A 16698-nucleotide genomic window follows, 5' to 3' on the forward strand; every position below is an offset into this window, starting at 1 on the left:
CACACCCTGGGCGTTCGCTGCAGCGCGCCCATCGTGACGCTGCCGGGCGGAAGGCCAGTTCAGGGTGAAAAGGCCCAACTGGCGGCACCGACCCGGCTCGGTGCGACAATCGGAGGAGGAAGAAGATGATCCTGAAGAGCCTGCGCCTCGGCACCAACGATCTCGGCAAGGCCCGTGCCTTCTATGATGCGACGTTCGCCGCTCTGGGCGTCGCGCCCTGCGCCGCGTCCAGCGAATATCCGATCGTGCTGTGGGACCTCGACGGCTTCAAATTCCTCCTCGGCCCCGCCCGCGATGGCCAGCCCGCCACCCATGCCAATGGCGGAACGATCATCTTCGAGGCGCCCGACGAAGACGCCGTCCGCGCCTGGCACGCAGCGGGCCTTGCCAATGGCGGCACCAGCGAGGGCCAGCCGGAACCCAAGCCCCAGGCCCGGAATGCCTTCGGCGCCTATATGCGCGACCCGGACGGCAACAAGCTCGGCATCTACTGCGGCCTGACGATGGGCGGCTGACCGGGGCGGCGGTAACCGCGCCGCGGAAGTGACCGCGGCCGGGACCGGCGCGTCGGAACGCCCCCGGCCTAGCGCGTCAGCAGGAACACCGCATGCTCGGCGCGGAAATTGGCCGCTGCCGGACTGCAGGTCTGGTCGCCCGAGAGGAACCACGCGCCTTCCACCGTGATCCCGCGCGAGCGCACCAGTTCCCGGAAATCGTCGACCGTCAGGTGGTGGATGTTCGGCGTCTCGTACCAGGCGACCGGCAGCAGGCGCGTCACCGGCATTCGCCCGCCCCAGAGCAGCGAGAGCCGCACGCGCCAGTGCGCGAAATTCGGAAAACTGACGAAGGCGCGGCGGCCGATCCGCAGGAGTTCCTCCAGCACCATGTCGGGTCGCATGGTCGTCTGCAGGGTCTGCGACAGGATCGCATAGTCCACCGACTGGTCGGGATAGAAGGCAAGGTCCCTGTCGGCATCGCCCTGGATCACCGAGAGGCCCTTGCCCACGCAAAGTCCGACATTGGCGGAATCGAGTTCCATGCCGCGCGCGTCGCAGCCCTTGTCGCGCAAGGCCAGCATCAGCGTGCCGTCGCCGCAGCCCACGTCCAGCACGCGCGATCCGGGGGCGACATTGGCGGCGATGACGGCAAGATCGGGCCGCAGCAGGCTCACGAACCCGCCTCCAGGATCGCGGCGAACGGCCCCGACAGCTTCTCCATCAGCCGGTCCGGCCGCACCAGCGGGGTAAAGCCGAGCCGCGCATAGACGCCGTGCGCGTCCTTGGTGGCCAGCATGAAGCGGCGAATATCCGCATAGTCCGGGTTATCGAGGAACCAACTGACCATCCGGCGCCCCAGCCCCTGTCCGCGCACGCTTTCGTCCACCCATACATCGGCCAGCCAGGCAAAGCTCGCGCGGTCGGAGATGACCCGCGCGAAGCCCACTTGCGTGCCATCGGCCAGATAGGCGCCCAGACAATGCGAACCGGCGATCTGGCGCTCGACCTGCGCACGCTCGACTCCGGGCGTCCAGTAGCTCGACGCCAGCCAGCCGTGGATGTGCGCAATATCCAGACGCGCAGCGTCGTCGCTGAGTTGGATTGGCGCCGCGTTCAATGTCCTTCTCCCAGGAAGCCTTCGACGACACGGTCCAGCGCGGGCACGTCCAGCAAGAAGGAATCGTGCCCATAGGGCGCCGAAAGCTCGACGAAGCTCACCGGCAGGCCCGCCGCGTTCAGCGCGTGGACGACGTTGCGGGAATCGGCGGTGGGGTAGAGCCAGTCGGTATCGAAGCTGACCAGGCAGAAGCGCGCCTTCGACGCGGCGAAGGCATGGGCCAGCAGGCCGCCATGCTCTTCGGCCAGGTCGAAATAGTCCATGGCGCGGGTGATGTAGAGGTACGAGTTCGCGTCGAAGCGGTCGGTGAAGGCGAGCCCCTGGTAGCGCAGGTAACTTTCGATCTGGAAATCGGCGTCGAAACCGAAGGTCTTTTCCTCGCGGTCCTGCAGGCGCCGGCCGAACTTCTCGGTCAGCCCCGCTTCCGACAGATAAGTGATATGCGCCGCCATGCGCGCCACGGAGAGGCCCTTTTCGGGGCCCTTTCCGCCATTTTCGCGGGCTTCGTAATAGGCCCCCTCGCGCCATTCCGGGTCGGCCATGATCGCCTGGCGGCCGACTTCGTGGAACGCGATATTCTGCGCCGAATGCCGCGCGGTGGAGGCGATCACCAACGCCGCGCGGGTGCGGTCCGCGAAGTTGGAGGCCAGGCTCAGCGCCTGCATCCCGCCCATCGACCCGCCGACAACGGCATGGAGGCTGTCGATCCCAAGGGCATCGAGCAGGGCGACGTGGCCGCGCACCATGTCGCGAATGGTGATGACCGGGAACCGCATGCCCCAGGGCCTGCCGTCCCCGGCCAGGCTGGCCGGCCCGGTCGAACCCATGCAGGAGCCGATGACATTGGCGCAGATCACGAAGAAGCGGTCGGTGTCGATCGGCTTGCCCGGCCCGACCATGCGCACCCACCAGCCGGGCTTGCCGGTCTTGGGGTGGTCGGAAACCACATGATGGTCGCCGGTAAGGGCGTGGCAGATCAGGATCGCATTGTCGCGGGCCGCATTGAGCGTGCCCTGCGTCTCGTAGGCGATGCGCACGCCGGGAAGGCTCTGGCCGCCGTCGAGCGCCAGCGGCTGGGCAAGGTCTAGGAACTGGCTGGTGTCGGTGCTGGTAGACATGATGCAGGAAGGGAGGTGGGGGAGCGGCGCAGACCTGTCAATCGTGCCCACCCCGGTGAGGTTAGTTCCCCGCCTGCGGGCTCATTGTCAGGACGATCACGGGAGGAGGTCATCCGGGCAGAAAATGCAGCGCCTCTCTGCCGCATTTTCCAAGTCGTCAGATGATTCCATCTGACTTGAAAATGCAGCGCCCCTCTGCCGCATTTTCCGAGTCGTCAGATGATTCCATCTGACTTGAAAATGCAGCGCCCCTTTGCCGCATTTTCCGAGTCGTCAGATGATTCCATCTGACTTGAAAATGCTCTAAGGCCGGCGCGTCATGACCGATAGCCAGATCACCAGCAAGCAAGCCCCGCAGCCAAAGCCATGGATCGAGGCGATCCATGCCTATGTTCCGGGCAAGTCCAAGGGCAAGGACGGGCGGCCGTTGATCAAGTTGTCGGCCAACGAGAATCCGCTCGGCACCAGCGAGGACGCCCTCGCGGCCCGCGCGCAGGCTCCCGCGCTCTATCCCGATCCCGACAGCACCGCCCTGCGCGAAGCTATCGCGGCGAAGCACGGGCTCGCCGCCGCGCGGGTGGTCATGGGCACCGGCTCCGACGAGCTGCTCAACCTTGCGGCCCAGGGCTACGCCGGTCCGGGCGACGAGGTGATCTACGTGCGCTACGGTTTTTCGGTCTACGACATCGCCGCGCGCCGCTGCGGCGCCGTGCCGGTGGTGGCGCCGGATGCCGATTACGGCACCGATGTCGATGCGCTGCTGGCCCTCGTCACCGAGCGCACCCGCGTGGTCTTCGTCGCCAATCCGAACAATCCCACCGGCTCCTACCTGCCCCGCGGCGAGATCACGCGGCTCCACGCCGGACTTCCCGCCGACGTCCTGCTGGTGCTCGACCAGGCCTACGGCGAATATGTCGCGCCCGAGGATGACGACGGATCGCTGGCCCTGGCCGAAGCGCATGACAACGTGCTGGTGACGCGCACGTTCTCCAAGATCTTCGGCCTCGCCGGAGAGCGCATCGGCTGGGCGACCGGCGCGCCGGGCATCGTTGCCACGCTCAACCGCATCCGCGGGCCCTTCAACGTCTCCAACACCGGACAGGCCATGGCGCTGGCCGCGCTGGGAGATGCCGCCTTCGTCGAGGCCAGCCGCATCCACAACCGGGACGAACGCGCCCGCTTCGTCGCAAAGCTCGATACCCTGGGCAACCACGGGTTGCGGCCGCTGCCGAGCCAGGCCAATTTCGTGCTGGTGCTGTTCGAAGGCGCGCTGACGGCCGAAGCCGCTTTCGAGGGTCTGGCCGATCGCGGCTATATCGTTCGCTGGTTGCCGGGGCAGGGCCTGCCTCAGGCGCTGCGCTTCACCATCGGCAAGCCGCAGGACATGGACACGATCGCCGAGGCCCTGCGCGAAATGGCGGAAGCCGCGCAATGAGCTTCCAGAACGTCGCCATCATCGGCCTGGGCCTGCAGGGCGGATCGATCGGCCTTGCGGTGCAGGAATACCTGCCCGGCGTGGCGACCACCGGCTACGACCTCAGCCCCGCCCACCGCCAGCGCGCCGCCGAGCGCGGCCTGGTTGCGAAAGTCTGCGACACCGCAGCCGAAGCGGTGGCCGAGGCAGACCTGGTGATCTTCTGCGTTCCGCCGGGCGTCATGGGCATCGCCGCCGAACAAGTGCGCGAAGCCCTGCCGCTCAACGCGCTGGTCAGTGATGTCGGCTCCAGCAAGCAGGCCATCTCCAAGGCCCTCGGCACGGCCCTGCCCGATCATATGGTGATCCCCGCGCACCCCGTGGCCGGCACCGAAAACTCCGGCCCCGACGCCGGCTTTGCGCATCTGTTCCGCAACCGCTGGTGCATCGTCACCCCCGCGGCGCGGACCGATCTGGTCAAGCTCAGCGAACTCGTCGGCTTCTGGGAAGCGCTGGGCGCCAATGTCGAGATCATGACGCCCGAGCATCACGATCTCGTCCTGGCCGTCACCAGCCATGTCCCGCACCTCATCGCCTATACCATCGTCGGCACCGCGTCCGACCTGGAGGACGTGACGCAGGGCGAAGTGATCAAGTATTCGGCCGGCGGCTTCCGGGATTTCACGCGTATCGCCGCCTCCGACCCGACGATGTGGCGCGACGTGTTCCTGTCCAACAAGGACGCGGTGCTGACCATGCTCCAGCGCTTCACCGAGGATCTGACCGCGCTGCAACGCGCGATCCGCGTGGGCGACGGGCAGGCCCTGTTCGACCAGTTCACGCACACCCGGGCCATCCGCCGCTCGATCATCGAGGAAGGCCAGGACGATTCCCGCCCCGACTTCGGCCGCGGCGACCATGAGGGCGAACAGAAGACGTGACGACCGGGCGGGAGCCAAGGCCCGGTTCGCGCTTTGATCGAAATGCGGTTCGAACGCGAATTTCCGTTCAGGCCCCAATCTTCGTTCAGGCCCCACTCCTCGTTCAGACGCGTCAACCGGCGCAAGGGACTTCCGACGCCTCATGAAGCTCTCGATCTCCGCGCTGCTCGACTACTCCCTGGCCGGTCCCACCGACGTTCTCCTCCAGCTGGAGGCGGCGCTGCTGCCCGAGCAGATCGTGCACCGCGCCCATATCACCCTGCCGCCTTTCGAGCATTTCGCGCGCCTGCCGGGCCACGACCAGATCGGCGACCGCATCTGGCTCCACGTCACCGACCGGCTGACCGTCCGCTACGAGGCCGTCGTCGAGCCGCGGCGGTATCTCGCGCCGATCGAAGGGCTGCCCGCCATGCCGCCGCACCTGCTGCCCGGCGAGACGGTGGATTACCTCCTCCCCTCGCGCTACTGCCCTTCGGACACGTTCCTGCAGTTCACGCTCGACATGTTCGGCACGCTTGCTGGCGGCGAGCGGGTCGCGGCCATGCGCGACTGGGTGAGCGGCCACATGCGCTACGTCCCCGGCTCCAGCAATTCCCTGACCACGGCGGCGGACAGCTTTGATTCCGGCGAAGGCGTCTGCCGGGACTATGCCCACCTGATGATCAGTCTCTGCCGCGCCAGCGCCATCCCCGCGCGCTTCGTCAGCGTCTACGGGCTGGGCGTGGAGCCGCAGGACTTTCATGCCGTGGCCGAAGTGTTCCTCGACGGGGCCTGGCACCTCGTCGACGCGACCGGGATGACCCGGCCGGAAGCCATGGCGAAGATCGGCGTCGGGCCGGACGCCGCCGGCGTCGCCTTCCTGACCAGCTACGAGCCGGTCACGCTGCAGGCCCAGTCGGTGGAAGTGCGCGAGGTTCCCTGAACGTCAGGTGTTGAGCGCGTTGATCGCGGTGAGGACTTCCGCTTCCACTTCCTCGCGCGGGCGGCCCGGCTCGATCCTCTGGCCGACGCGCATGACGATCGTGCCCGGCTTCTTCCAGAGGCGGTGATAGAGCCGCCCGCTGTCCACCGCCACGGGGACCACGGGCAGGGCCAGAAGCTTGTAGAGCCCGGCAAAGCCAGACTGGAGCGGGGCCTGCTCGCCATGGGGAATGCGCGTTCCTTCGGGGAAGATCGCCAGCGGCCGCCCCAGCACTGCGAAGCCGCGCGCGGAACTGACCATGGCGCGCAGGGCCTTGGCGCCCTGGTCGCGCTCCACCGAAACCACGCCGTACTTGCGCGCCGCCCAGCCCCAGCCGGGCAGGCCGACCAGTTCGGCCTTCGGGAAAGGCGCCGGGAAGTTCATCAGCGCGGGCAAGTCGATCGCCTCGTAGAAGCTCTCGTGCTTCAATGCCACCAGCACGCCTTCCTCGGGCATCGTGCCCTCGATCCTGAGCCGTATCCCCAGCAGGTACCGGCAGCAGAGGCGGTGGAACTGGCTCCAGCCGCGCACGGTGCGCCGCATCGGCTCGGTGCCGATCAGCGATGTCAGCCCCACCCCGGTGACGAAGAACAGGGTTCCGGGATAGAACACCAGGTAGAACAGAAGACTGCGAACGACATCGAGCGGGGTAGCGCGCATCAATTGGCTTTCCAGGGGGGCCGGTTCCAGAGGTCGAGTGCCATACGCCCAAAATACTTATGGTACTCGAGGAAAAGCGTGCTCAGGCTCGGACGGGAGGGCACCCCATCCTCGAGAATGGCAATATGGTCGGGCAGTTCGCGCGCCAGCTCGTAGGCGGCGCGGCGCATGTGCCAGTCGGCCGTGACCAGCCGCACCGAACGCGCTTTGCGCCGGGCCAGCCAGTTCGCCGCCTCCACCGCGTTCGAGCGCGTGTCATAGGCTTCGTAGCCCAGCGTGATGCAGCATTTCATGAGCCGGTCCGGGATACGGAACTCCGCCGCCAGTTCGCGCGGCTTCACCTCGCGGTCGACCCCGGAGATCAGCAGGCGCGGCGCGCGGCCCGCGTCGAGCACGGTCAGCGCCCGTTCGATGCGCCCCTTGCTGCCGGTCAGCACGATCACGGCATCCGTGCGCACGGCATCGTCCAGCGGCCCCGGAAGCGTCACCGCGAACCAGAGGAACCCGAAAAGCCAGATCAGCAGGAGGAAGGCGGCGGTGCGACGGAACATGAGCGATCTATAGCGACTTGCGTAGACTATAGCATCTTGCGCAATGCGTGCAGCACCGTCAGGCGTGCCGTCAGCATGGCGAGCAGGGTGGAGAGCAGCGGGACCAGCGCCAGCAGCAGCCAGTCGCTCCAGACCAGAGCGCCGCTGTCCACCAGCCCGGCGCCGAGACTCGCGAAACGACGGCCCAGCGAAAGGATCACCACCATCGCCAGGGCCAGTCCCACGGTACCGCCGCCCGCCGCGTCATAGCCGATGGAGCGCTGGAACACGCGGGCGACCTGGGTATCCGTTCCGCCCAGCAAGTGAACGATCTCGATCACGTCGCGATTGGCGCCCAGCGCCGAACGGGCGGCCAGCAACACCGCCGCGGCCAGGGCGCCGGCGAGCAGCACGACCAGCGAGATCGACAGCACCTGCAAGGACACCATCGCATCGAACACCGGCTTCAACCAGGTGGATTGGGCATCGACTTTGGCCGAAGGCGCGACCCGCGCGATGGCCTGTTCGATCGCGCCGAGCTGCTGCGGCGTCGCCGGCCCCTTGAGGCGCACGTCGATCAGCGAAGGCACGGGAATCGCCGCGCCGGTGGCAGCGGCAATGCCGGTGCCGAGCCAGGGTTCGATCAGGGCGTCCAGCTCGGCTTGGGGCACCTGGCGCAGGCCCGCGACATGCGGCAGGCGCTTGATCTCCTCCACCGCCGCGGCGGCTTCCCTTGCGCGAATATCGTCGCGCGGCTCGATCACCTGGATGGTGACGCCGCCCTCGATCTCGGCCCGGGCCGAGGAAATCGCATTGCCGAGCGCAAGCCCGGCCGCGAGCGCGATGGCGGTCATCGCCACCATGATCGCGATCACCCAGGGCATCGGCCCGGACATGCGCGTCTGCGGGATCAGCTCCGCGCCGCGCACGCCCAGCCGCCGCCAGCCCCAACTCCAACGGGAACCCGCGCCCGGTTCAGCCCCTCGGCGGGACCGACCCGCCCCGGAGATGTCGTCCCCGCTCATGACGGCCGCCGTGGGGGATAGCGCAAGGCGCCGGTGGGGTCGGCCAGGCGCCCGCGGTCCAGCCGCATGATCAGGCTGTCCGGCACTTTGCGCAGCAAGTCGAGATCGTGCGTGGCGACAACGACGGTCGTGCCTTGCCGGTTGAGCATCTCGAACAGGCGCAGCAACTTGAGCGCCATCTCGGAATCGACGTTGCCGGTCGGCTCGTCCGCCACCAGGATCGCCGGGCGCGCGATCACCGCGCGGGCAATGGCCACGCGTTGCTGCTCACCGCCGGAAAGCGTCGCCGGGCGGGCGTCCATCTTGTCCGACAGGCCGACCCATTCGAGAATGTCCCGCACGGGGCCGCCGATGTCGCGCTCCTGATGGCCGGCGACACGCAGTGGCAGGGCGACGTTATCGAAGGCCGAGAGATGCGGGATCAGGCGGAAATCCTGAAACACCACGCCGATCCGCCGCCGCAGCCCCGGCAGACGGCTGCGCGGCAGGGTTATGGCGTCGGTCCCGAACATGCGGATCGCCCCGCGCGAGGGGCGCTGCGCCAGATAGAGCAGCCGCAGCAGCGAGGTCTTCCCCGCGCCGCTCGCCCCGGTGAGAAAATAGAACCGCCCCGCGAAAAGCGTGAAGGTCAAATCGGACAGCACCTCGCGCTCCGTACCGTAGCGCAAGCCGACATTGTCGAAATGAACGATTTCCCCGTCGGCGATCATGCTCGTATAATCTATGCTGCGTCTGGTCCGAACGGGCGACCCGATGCGCTATAGCGAGCATTGAATGTGGAAAAAAGGGCGTTCCGGCTTGTGCCCACAGGTCGATGCCTTGTCGTAAGAGAGTCACTCGTGCTTTAGCTTGTTATCATGATCATTGCCTGCCCAGCTTGCTCTACACGATATGCCGTGCCGGACAGCGCGATCGGCATCGACGGCCGCACGGTACGCTGCGCCAAGTGCCGCCACAGCTGGTTCCAGGAAGGCCCCGAGGCTGCAGCCGAACCCGCCCCGGTTCAGGACGCGCCGACTTACGCGGCAGAGCCCCGCCCCGCCGAACCACGGCCAGTTGAGCAGCCGCCCGCGGAAACCTGGCCCGCGGAACCCGCGCCTGTTGCCGCGCGACCGACTCCCGCCGCGCAGCCGGCTCCCGCCGTGCCCGTGCAGCCGGCCGCGCCGCGCGAAGCGATCCGCGTTCCGGGCCGCACCGCCGCCCAAGCCGCGCCGGAACCGGCACCGGCCCCCACATCGGCAAGCCCCCAGGGCGAGGCTTCCCGCGAAACCGAACCGGTATCGCCGCCCGCCGCCGTTGCCGGCGACAGCGAGCGGAGCACCCGCAAGTCCGGCGCGGTCTACGACGACACCACCGCCGTCCACTATGCGGACGAGGGCCATTCCAGCTTCGACTTCGCCCCGCCGTTCCGCCCGCGCCGCAACTGGACGCGGATCGCCACGTTCGGCTCGGCGCTCTTTGCCGTCGTCGCCCTGGGGCTGACGGGCGCAGTGGCCTGGGGCGGCCTGCCGGACTGGCTGCCGATCCCGCACCAGACCTTTTCGCAGGCCCAGCCCGATCTCCAGCTGGACTTTCCGCGCAAGCGGCAGGACCGCAAGCCCCTGCCCGACGGCACCGAGTTCTTCTCGGTCAGCGGCACGATCAGCAATATCGGCAGCGTGGCCCGCAACGTGCCCTCCCTGCTGGTGGTGCTGCGCGACAAGCGGGACCGCATCGTCTACGAAAAGGAAGTGGTCCCTTCCAAGCGGAAGCTGGCCCCCGGAGAAGCGATCACCGTCAACGAGGCCCTGACGGACATTCCCAAGGCCGCCGCCGCCGCCGAAATCGGCTGGAAGCCCGAATAATTTCCGCAGCATCGGCCGGCACTCCGCTGCCGGCTTTACAGCGCGCCCGGGCGCAAGGCCTGGGCGCGTTTCTGCATGGTCACGCGAATCCGCCACAAAATCGGTGACCTGCAAAATAATTCGATCTTTTTGAAAATAATTGGCGGAAGCCACTTGCCGGGTTCGGAACCCTTTGCTAGTGGCGCGCTCCTGCCAAGGGGCGGCTTCGAAGCCCCCCGGTGATTTAGCGGTCATGGCGGAATTGGTAGACGCGCAACGTTGAGGTCGTTGTGGGCGAAAGCCCGTGGAAGTTCGAGTCTTCTTGACCGCACCATCACTCTTGTAGATCAAGATTGGACAAAGCCTTCGGGCCCCCGCAAGGGGGCCCGAAAGTCGTTTGGGCTCCTGAGAATCGTCGCCTCGCCAGCCGCGCAGCCGACATGGCGGACTGCCCGTCCAGGCTTCCATTTCCATCTCTATAAGCAGATCGCGGCGCCGCTGCCCTCAGTGCAGCAGGATGCCTCAGGCGACGGCGCGCGCCACGCCTTTGCCGAGTTCGTCGGGAGAGACAGGCGTGCTGTCGCCCAGCAGGTCGCGCACGATCGCGTAAGTCCGGTCGTTGTCGACATCGATGGCCTGGGTACCGTCGGCCATGATGACGGCGCGCACCCGCAGGCCCATGCGGCGCGACGCGCGCACGACGGCGCCGGACAGCGATTCCATGCCCAACTTGATCATCACCAGCCCCACCAGGCCGATCGCCCGCAGGATGCGTGCGCTTTCCCGTCCGCCGATGCGGGCGCCGCGAAACACGTCCACGGCATCCACGAAGCGGGCCCCCGCCATGCCGTAGAGATCGCATGTCGCGAACTCGCCGTCGCGCAGCGCGATATAGTTGCGCAAGGCGCTGGGATGCGCTGCCTCCACCGCATCACGCCGGGCAAGCGCGAACGTCACGTCGCAGCCCTCCAGCATGTCGGCCATGGCATCGATCGATTCCGGGCTGAGCAGCGCATGATCGGCCGTGGTGACGAGCAGCGGCCCGTCCCAGTCTTCCGCCGCGGCGCGCACGCTTTCGGCGATGTCCTCTTTCGCTTCGACCAGCGCAATGGTGCCCCGGCCCGGCAGGCGGGTGAGCACGTCCCAGATCGGATCGAACGCCTCACGCTCGACGCAGACGGCCAGGCTGGCGACGCGCGGATGCTGCGCGGCGGTCTGCAGCACATGGGCGATCAGCGGCCGACCCGCCAATGGGATCAGGCAGCGGTGCTTCTCTCCGAAGCGTTCCGCCAGAGGGTCGACGCCCGCCGGGCCCAGCCCATGACCGGCCAGGACGACCAGGCGGAGGGGTGGGTGTTCGATGTCGTCGATATCGGGAGAAACCGGAGGAGTCATGATCCCTGACGCTATGCCCCGTACTTGTGACAGCGCCGTGACTTCGGCCACCGCCCTGCCGCGCGCCGGGCGCAGAACTCCGCGATTCTCGCAGGCGGATCGGCCGCCGCATGTTCAAGCTATGGATAACGCGCCCGCTTCGGCTTGCCTCTCGCCGCCCGCTTGCCCAAGGCAGCAGACGTGAGCGCCAATATCGTGATCGGCCAGACCCCGCAGGGCGAGTCGATCGAGATCGACATCAAGGAACTACTCGCGACCCGCCTGCTGGTGCAGGGCAATTCCGGGTCCGGCAAGTCGCATCTGCTGCGCCGCCTGCTCGAAGAGAGCGCCTCGGTCGTGCAGCAGGTGGTGATCGACCCGGAAGGTGACTTCGTCAGCCTTGCGGAGGAATTCGGCCATGTCGTGATCGACGGCGCCGCTTATGCCGAAAGCGAGATCGTCCGCCTCGGCGCACGCATCCGCGAGCACCGCGCCTCTGTCGTCCTGGCGCTGGACGAGCTGGAAATCGACCAGCAGATGAAGTGCGCCGCGCAGTTCCTCAATGCCATGTTCGATGCCCCGCGCGAGCAGTGGTATCCCGCGCTGGTGGTGGTGGATGAAGCGCAGATGTTCGCGCCGGCCGCTGCCGGCGAAGTTTCCGAAGAAGCGCGCCGGGTCAGCCTGGCGGCCATGACCAACCTCATGTGCCGCGGACGCAAGCGCGGCCTGGCCGGCGTTATCGCCACCCAGCGCCTCGCCAAGCTGGCCAAGAATGTGGCGGCCGAAGCCTCGAACTTCCTGATGGGACGCACGTTCCTCGACATCGACATGGTGCGCGCGGCCGACCTGCTGGGCATGGAACGGCGCCAGGCGGAATCGATCCGCGACCTCGCACGCGGCCAGTTCCTCGGCCTCGGCCCGGCGATCAGCCGCCGCCCGGTGGCGGTCAACATCGGCTCCGTGCTGACCGGCGCGAAGTCGGTCACCCCCGGCTTGATGCCGCTGCCCACCGCCTCGACCGACGAGCTGCGCGAACTGCTGCACGACAATCTGCACGTCGAGCCGGACCGCCCCGAATTCGCCCGCCCCGCACCGCGCCCGGCAGTGGACGTCGACGCGTTGAGCGAAACGATCGCCCATGGCCAGCCGGCATCCGCCGCGGCGCCCCCGCGCCTCGAACGCCCAGAACCCGAGCCCGAGGAAAACCGCGCGGCGATGCTCGAAATCCTCAACACCATGGCCCAGGACCCGGAATGCACGTTCCAGTCCTCGACCACGCTGTTCCAGGACTTCACGATCCGCTGCCGCATGAAGGGCATCTCGGTGCGCGGGGTGGACGCCACGATGTTCCGCCGCGGCTTCGCAGCCGCCATGGCCGGTATCGAAGATCCCGACGACGAGCGCTGGTTCGATCTCGTGAACCTGGCCAAGCACGTCCCCGACGATGCGCTGGCGCCGTTCTACATGATCGCCCGCGCCGCGATGGACGGGCTGCCCTGCCCGGATGACATGACCCTGGCCCGGATCTACGGCACCAGCAGCCCCCGCCGCGTCGCGCGCCTGCTCGACTACCTGGAGAAGGATGGGCTGATCGTCGTCCGCACGGACTTCTCCGGCAAGCGCTCGGTAGGCCTGCCCGATCTTGGCGTCACGACGGCACCTGTCGAGGGCTGAAGTTCCGGGACCTCCTGCAGGAGGTGCCGGTCCCTTGCTCCGCGAAAAAACGGCGTTGGCCGGCTCGTTTCGGAGACGCTTTCTCGTCCTGACCCGCGGTCATGGCATGCCGGAATTGCCGCTTCAGGGCACCAGCACGGTATCGTGTGGCTCGGCCTCGGCCCGGGGATAGTCCAGCGTGAAGTGAAGCCCCCGGCTCTCGTGCCGGTGCAGCGCCGAGCGGACAATGAGTTCCGCCGTCTGAAGCAGGTTGCGCAGCTCGATCAGGTCGGTCGAGACGCGGAAGTGGCGGTAGTATTCCTCGACCTCGCCGTTGAGCATCTGGATGCGGTGCATGGCGCGTTCCAGCCGCTTGGTGGTGCGCACGATGCCGACATAGTTCCACATGAACCGGCGGATTTCCGTCCAGTTCTGCTTGATGACGACTTCCTCGTCGGAATCGATCACCCGGCTTTCGTCCCAGGCGCGGACGGGGGGCGGACTGTCGAACGCGTCCCAGTGGTCCAGGATATGGGCCGCGCAGGATTCGCCGAAGACGAAGCATTCGAGCAGCGAATTGGACGCAAGCCGGTTGGCGCCGTGAAGCCCGCTCTCGGTGCATTCGCCCGCCGCATAGAGACCCGGCAGGTCGGTCTTGCCATCAAGGTCGATCAGCACGCCGCCGCAGGTGTAGTGCTGGGCGGGCACGACCGGGATCGGCTCCTTCGTCATGTCGATGCCCAGGCCCAGCAGCTTCTCGTAGATGTTCGGGAAGTGCTCGCGGATGAATTCCTCGGGCTGGTGGCTGATATCGAGGTGAACGTAGTCCAGCCCGGAGCGCTTGATCTGGTCGTCGATGGCGCGGGCCACGACATCGCGCGGGGCCAGTTCGGCGCGCTCGTCGTAGTCGGGCATGAAGCGGTGGCCGGTGACCGGGTGGAGCAAGTGCCCGCCCTCCCCGCGCACGGCCTCAGTGATGAGGAAGTTCTTGACCTCCAGATTGTAGAGGCAGGTCGGGTGGAACTGCATCATCTCCATGTTGGAGACGCGCGCACCCGCGCGCCAGGCCATGGCGATGCCGTCACCCGTGGCCCCGCGCGGCGCCGTGGAGAACTGGTACACGCGTCCCGCGCCGCCTGTCGCCAGGATCGTCGCGCGGGCGGTATGCGCCGCGACCCGGCCGGATTTCTCGTCGAGCGCGTAGACACCCCAGACCCGCCCCGAACCCGAATAACGCAGTTCGTGCCGGCCGGTGATCAGGTCGATGCACGACTGCCCGGGCAGCAGCGTGATGTTGGGATGGTCTTCCGCGGCCTTGAGCAAGGCGCTCTGCACCGCCCAGCCGGTGGCATCGGCGACATGGACGATGCGGCGATGCGAATGGCCGCCCTCGCGCGTGAGGTGAAGCTCGCTGCCCTCGGTGTTGAACGGCACGCCCAGTTCGACCAGCCGCTCGATGGCATGGGGCGCGCGCTCGATCACGAACTCCACCGTTTCGCGCCGGTTGAGGCCCGCGCCGGCCACCATGGTATCCTCGATATGTTCGTCGAACGTATCGCCCGCATCGAGCACCGCGGCGATCCCGCCTTGCGCCCAGGCCGTGGAGCCGCCGGTCAGCCCGCCCTTGGCCAGGACCAGGACCTTCAGCTTGTCGGCCAGTTCCAGCGCCGCGGTCAGCCCGGCCGCGCCGGAGCCGATCACGATCACATCGTGTTGCGGCCAATCGGACGGGGAAGGGTCTTGCGCGGGGACGGGATCAATATTCGTAACCATTCCGGCTCCATGCCGGGACTGGGCGCGTCACGCAATATTTAGCTTTGCCCGCCAAGCCCGCCCGCAATCATGTTGCAGTGCAGCGTTACAGTCTCTAAACTCGCCGGATATTCATTAAGAGGGTAACATCGCCCCAAACCGGCCCGCGCAGAGAAAGCCGGACCGTTTCTCGACCGACTTCTTCAAGGTCAGCTTCTTCGGGCCCGCGTTTTTCGGACCCGCATTCTTCAAGAAGCTTCTGCAGGGAGCATGCCGGGATGACTGCCTTTTACCGACACCCCCTCCAGACCATGTTCTGCCATTTCGACCGGCATGCGCCGGACCGCGATTCCGTGCATTGGGACGGCACGCATTACGCGGCGATCTGCAGCCTCTGCAGCCGGACGATCCGCCGCCATGCACACAGGGTCTGGAAGGAATTCCCCGAAGGCCGCGCCTGAGGTCAGTGTGCTGCGGCCCGGGAAAAAAGGTTCATCACGATCACCCCGGCAATGATCAGCGCCATGCCCAGGATCGCGGGCAAGTCCAGCTTCTGCCCCTGGAATATCCACGCGATCCCGGCAATCAGCACGATCCCCGCGCCGGACCAGATCGCATAGGCCACGCCGGTCGGCATGCCGCGCAGCGCCAGCGACAGGCAATAGAACGCCACCATATAGCCCGCCACCATGATCAGCGTCGGCACCAGCCGGGTGAACCCGTTCGACTGCTTGAGAAACGACGTGGCGATCACTTCGGCGACGATGGCAATCGCCAGGTAGAGGTAGCTCACCAGGCCGATCCCTGACGGCAGCACCCTACCGGCGGCGCGATCACGCTGCGACCGAACTGGTGAGGCTGACGAAGACGTCCTCCAGGTCCGCCTCGCGCGTGGTCACGTCGATGATGGCGAAGCCCTGCGCCTGTACGGCCGAAAGGATCTCGCCCGCGTTGCTGCGGTCCTTGTCGTAAGTGATCTGGAGAACGCGCTCCCCGGTCATCTCGCACTTGAGGAAGCCGGGGTGGCTGGGCAGCGCCGAAACGTCGCGGTCCAGCGTCAGCACCAGGATCTTCTCGCGTGCCATGCCCACCAGTTCGCGGGTCGGCTTGTTGGCGATCAGTTCGCCGTGATTGATGATGGCGATCCGGTCGCACAGTTCCTCGGCCTCTTCGAGGTAATGCGTGGTGAGCACGATGGTCGCGCCTTCGCGGTTAAGTTCGCTCACCAGTTCCCAAAGCTGGCGGCGCAGTTCCACGTCCACGCCGGCGGTCGGCTCGTCGAGCACCAGCACCGGCGGCTGATGGACCAGCGCCTTGGCGATCAGCAGACGGCGCTTCATGCCCCCCGAAAGCGTGCGGGCATAGGCGTCGCGCTTGTCGGACAAGTGCACCGCGCGCAGCAGCTCTTCCGAGCGGCGCAGCACTTTGGTGATGCCATAGAGCCCGGCCTGGTTCTCCAGCACCTCGAACGGCGTGAAGAACGGGTCGAACACGATTTCCTGCGGGACGATGCCGATCGAGCGCTTGGCGTTGCGCTGGTTCCTGTCGATATCGAAGCCCCAGATATCGATGGAGCCCGAGGTCTTACGCACGAGCCCCGCCATGATGTTGATCAGCGTGGACTTGCCCGCGCCGTTCGGGCCGAGCAGCCCGAAGATCCCGCCTTCCGGAACGTCGAAGGATACGCCCTTGAGCGCCAGCTTGCCCTCTCCGCTTCCGGCGGGGGCGTAGCGCTTCTTGAGGTCGCGGATCGAGATGGCGGCGGACGTCGTGCTGGTCATGGCCCGCATGTGGGGCAGGACGGCGTCCCAGTAAAGGCCCGGCATGCGCTCC

At 67.1% G+C, this 16698-nt stretch carries 18 protein-coding genes and 1 tRNA gene; 8 read left to right on the forward strand and 11 right to left on the reverse strand.

The genetic code is table 11. From position 1 onward, the window contains the following. Positions 1 to 125 precede the first annotated feature (125 nt). A complete protein-coding gene (locus AC1VV3_RS07810) occupies positions 126 to 515 on the forward strand; it encodes a VOC family protein (protein ID WP_132264845.1) in 390 nt (129 codons plus the stop codon). Between the two features lie 68 nt (positions 516 to 583). On the opposite strand, the gene metW is transcribed toward AC1VV3_RS07810, so the two are convergent. From metW to metX, 3 genes are read right to left on the reverse strand one after another with little or no spacing between them, the layout of a single operon-like run. Continuing rightward, positions 584 to 1171, reverse strand: a complete 588-nt coding sequence (gene metW, locus AC1VV3_RS07815; RefSeq protein ID WP_482961484.1) for a methionine biosynthesis protein MetW — start codon at positions 1169 to 1171, stop codon at positions 584 to 586. After that, positions 1168 to 1614 (reverse strand): GNAT family N-acetyltransferase, encoded by a 447-nt coding sequence (locus AC1VV3_RS07820; protein ID WP_482961485.1) that lies wholly within the window; start codon positions 1612 to 1614, stop codon positions 1168 to 1170. The genes metW and AC1VV3_RS07820 overlap by 4 nt, the downstream gene beginning before the upstream one ends. Next, complete coding sequence (metX, locus tag AC1VV3_RS07825) at positions 1611 to 2732, reverse strand: homoserine O-acetyltransferase MetX (RefSeq protein WP_431567342.1); 1122 nt, start codon at positions 2730 to 2732, stop codon at positions 1611 to 1613. Before metX ends, AC1VV3_RS07820 begins: the two co-directional genes overlap by 4 nt. A 319-nt stretch (positions 2733 to 3051) precedes the next feature. On the opposite strand from metX, the gene hisC reads away from it, so the two are divergent. The 3 genes from hisC (at position 3052) to AC1VV3_RS07840 (ending at position 6009) form a co-directional block, all read left to right on the forward strand. Then, positions 3052 to 4167, forward strand: coding sequence for a histidinol-phosphate transaminase (gene hisC, locus AC1VV3_RS07830; RefSeq protein ID WP_132264839.1), 1116 nt, complete (start codon positions 3052 to 3054; stop codon positions 4165 to 4167). Further along, complete coding sequence (locus AC1VV3_RS07835; protein ID WP_314464906.1) at positions 4164 to 5087, forward strand: prephenate/arogenate dehydrogenase family protein; 924 nt, start codon at positions 4164 to 4166, stop codon at positions 5085 to 5087. The genes hisC and AC1VV3_RS07835 overlap by 4 nt, the downstream gene beginning before the upstream one ends. A 142-nt stretch (positions 5088 to 5229) precedes the next feature. Next, entirely contained in the window at positions 5230 to 6009 is a 780-nt protein-coding gene (locus AC1VV3_RS07840) for a transglutaminase-like domain-containing protein (RefSeq protein ID WP_132264836.1), read from the forward strand. Positions 6010 to 6012: 3 nt separating this feature from the next. Here AC1VV3_RS07840 and AC1VV3_RS07845 read toward each other — a convergent pair whose 3' ends face one another. From AC1VV3_RS07845 to ftsE, 4 genes are all read right to left on the reverse strand, one after another. After that, positions 6013 to 6708, reverse strand: a complete 696-nt coding sequence (locus tag AC1VV3_RS07845; protein ID WP_482961486.1) for a lysophospholipid acyltransferase family protein — start codon at positions 6706 to 6708, stop codon at positions 6013 to 6015. Continuing rightward, entirely contained in the window at positions 6708 to 7259 is a 552-nt protein-coding gene (locus tag AC1VV3_RS07850; RefSeq protein ID WP_132264833.1) for a YdcF family protein, read from the reverse strand. Before AC1VV3_RS07850 ends, AC1VV3_RS07845 begins: the two co-directional genes overlap by 1 nt. A gap of 26 nt (positions 7260 to 7285) precedes the next feature. Then, on the reverse strand, positions 7286 to 8134 hold the full coding sequence (locus AC1VV3_RS07855; RefSeq protein WP_482962076.1) for a cell division protein FtsX: 849 nt from the start codon (positions 8132 to 8134) through the stop codon (positions 7286 to 7288). A 125-nt stretch (positions 8135 to 8259) separates the two neighbouring features. Next, positions 8260 to 8973 carry a cell division ATP-binding protein FtsE gene (gene ftsE, locus AC1VV3_RS07860; protein ID WP_132264831.1) on the reverse strand — a complete coding sequence of 238 codons (714 nt, stop codon included), beginning with the start codon at positions 8971 to 8973 and terminating at the stop codon, positions 8260 to 8262. Positions 8974 to 9159: 186 nt separating this feature from the next. On the opposite strand from ftsE, the gene AC1VV3_RS07865 reads away from it, so the two are divergent. Both AC1VV3_RS07865 and AC1VV3_RS07870 read left to right on the forward strand, forming a co-directional pair. Then, a complete protein-coding gene (locus tag AC1VV3_RS07865; protein ID WP_482961487.1) occupies positions 9160 to 10107 on the forward strand; it encodes an MJ0042-type zinc finger domain-containing protein in 948 nt (315 codons plus the stop codon). Positions 10108 to 10333: 226 nt separating this feature from the next. Next, positions 10334 to 10420 (forward strand) — tRNA-Leu (locus AC1VV3_RS07870). Positions 10421 to 10608: 188 nt separating this feature from the next. Here AC1VV3_RS07870 and AC1VV3_RS07875 read toward each other — a convergent pair. Then, a complete protein-coding gene (locus AC1VV3_RS07875) occupies positions 10609 to 11481 on the reverse strand; it encodes an NTP transferase domain-containing protein (protein ID WP_134094637.1) in 873 nt (290 codons plus the stop codon). A 180-nt stretch (positions 11482 to 11661) separates the two neighbouring features. Between AC1VV3_RS07875 and AC1VV3_RS07880 the strand changes: the two genes are divergently transcribed. Beyond that, a complete protein-coding gene (locus AC1VV3_RS07880; RefSeq protein WP_132264825.1) occupies positions 11662 to 13134 on the forward strand; it encodes a helicase HerA domain-containing protein in 1473 nt (490 codons plus the stop codon). 123 nt (positions 13135 to 13257) lie between these two features. Here AC1VV3_RS07880 and nadB read toward each other — a convergent pair whose 3' ends face one another. Further along, a complete protein-coding gene (gene nadB / locus AC1VV3_RS07885; RefSeq protein ID WP_132264823.1) occupies positions 13258 to 14886 on the reverse strand; it encodes an L-aspartate oxidase in 1629 nt (542 codons plus the stop codon). 257 nt (positions 14887 to 15143) lie between these two features. Between nadB and AC1VV3_RS07890 the strand changes: the two genes are divergently transcribed. Further along, entirely contained in the window at positions 15144 to 15326 is a 183-nt protein-coding gene (locus AC1VV3_RS07890; protein ID WP_134094639.1) for a hypothetical protein, read from the forward strand. Between the two features lie 2 nt (positions 15327 to 15328). Here AC1VV3_RS07890 and AC1VV3_RS07895 read toward each other — a convergent pair whose 3' ends face one another. Both AC1VV3_RS07895 and AC1VV3_RS07900 read right to left on the reverse strand, forming a co-directional pair. Further along, the gene (locus AC1VV3_RS07895) at positions 15329 to 15661 is read right to left on the reverse strand and encodes a DMT family transporter (protein ID WP_482962077.1); all 333 of its coding nucleotides are present in this window, start codon (positions 15659 to 15661) and stop codon (positions 15329 to 15331) included. A gap of 37 nt (positions 15662 to 15698) precedes the next feature. Continuing rightward, entirely contained in the window at positions 15699 to 16646 is a 948-nt protein-coding gene (locus AC1VV3_RS07900; protein ID WP_134094882.1) for an ABC transporter ATP-binding protein, read from the reverse strand. Positions 16647 to 16698: the final 52 nt, after the last annotated feature.

It is taken from the genome of Novosphingobium sp. BL-S-34, from assembly GCF_056857015.1.

Bases quoted from the DNA above. Each gene is read 5' to 3' on its own strand.
- AC1VV3_RS07810 (WP_132264845.1), top strand. From the start codon at position 126: ATGATCCTGAAGAGCCTGCGCCTCGGCACCAACGATCTCGGCAAGGCC.
- metX (WP_431567342.1), bottom strand. From the start codon at position 2,732: ATGTCTACCAGCACCGACACCAGCCAGTTCCTAGACCTTGCCCAGCCG.
- hisC (WP_132264839.1), top strand. From the start codon at position 3,052: ATGACCGATAGCCAGATCACCAGCAAGCAAGCCCCGCAGCCAAAGCCA.
- AC1VV3_RS07835 (WP_314464906.1), top strand. From the start codon at position 4,164: ATGAGCTTCCAGAACGTCGCCATCATCGGCCTGGGCCTGCAGGGCGGA.
- AC1VV3_RS07840 (WP_132264836.1), top strand. From the start codon at position 5,230: ATGAAGCTCTCGATCTCCGCGCTGCTCGACTACTCCCTGGCCGGTCCC.
- AC1VV3_RS07845 (WP_482961486.1), bottom strand. From the start codon at position 6,708: ATGCGCGCTACCCCGCTCGATGTCGTTCGCAGTCTTCTGTTCTACCTG.
- AC1VV3_RS07850 (WP_132264833.1), bottom strand. From the start codon at position 7,259: ATGTTCCGTCGCACCGCCGCCTTCCTCCTGCTGATCTGGCTTTTCGGG.
- AC1VV3_RS07855 (WP_482962076.1), bottom strand. From the start codon at position 8,134: ATGTCCGGGCCGATGCCCTGGGTGATCGCGATCATGGTGGCGATGACC.
- ftsE (WP_132264831.1), bottom strand. From the start codon at position 8,973: ATGATCGCCGACGGGGAAATCGTTCATTTCGACAATGTCGGCTTGCGC.
- AC1VV3_RS07875 (WP_134094637.1), bottom strand. From the start codon at position 11,481: ATGACTCCTCCGGTTTCTCCCGATATCGACGACATCGAACACCCACCC.
- nadB (WP_132264823.1), bottom strand. From the start codon at position 14,886: ATGGTTACGAATATTGATCCCGTCCCCGCGCAAGACCCTTCCCCGTCC.
- AC1VV3_RS07890 (WP_134094639.1), top strand. From the start codon at position 15,144: ATGACTGCCTTTTACCGACACCCCCTCCAGACCATGTTCTGCCATTTC.
- AC1VV3_RS07900 (WP_134094882.1), bottom strand. From the start codon at position 16,646: ATGACCAGCACGACGTCCGCCGCCATCTCGATCCGCGACCTCAAGAAG.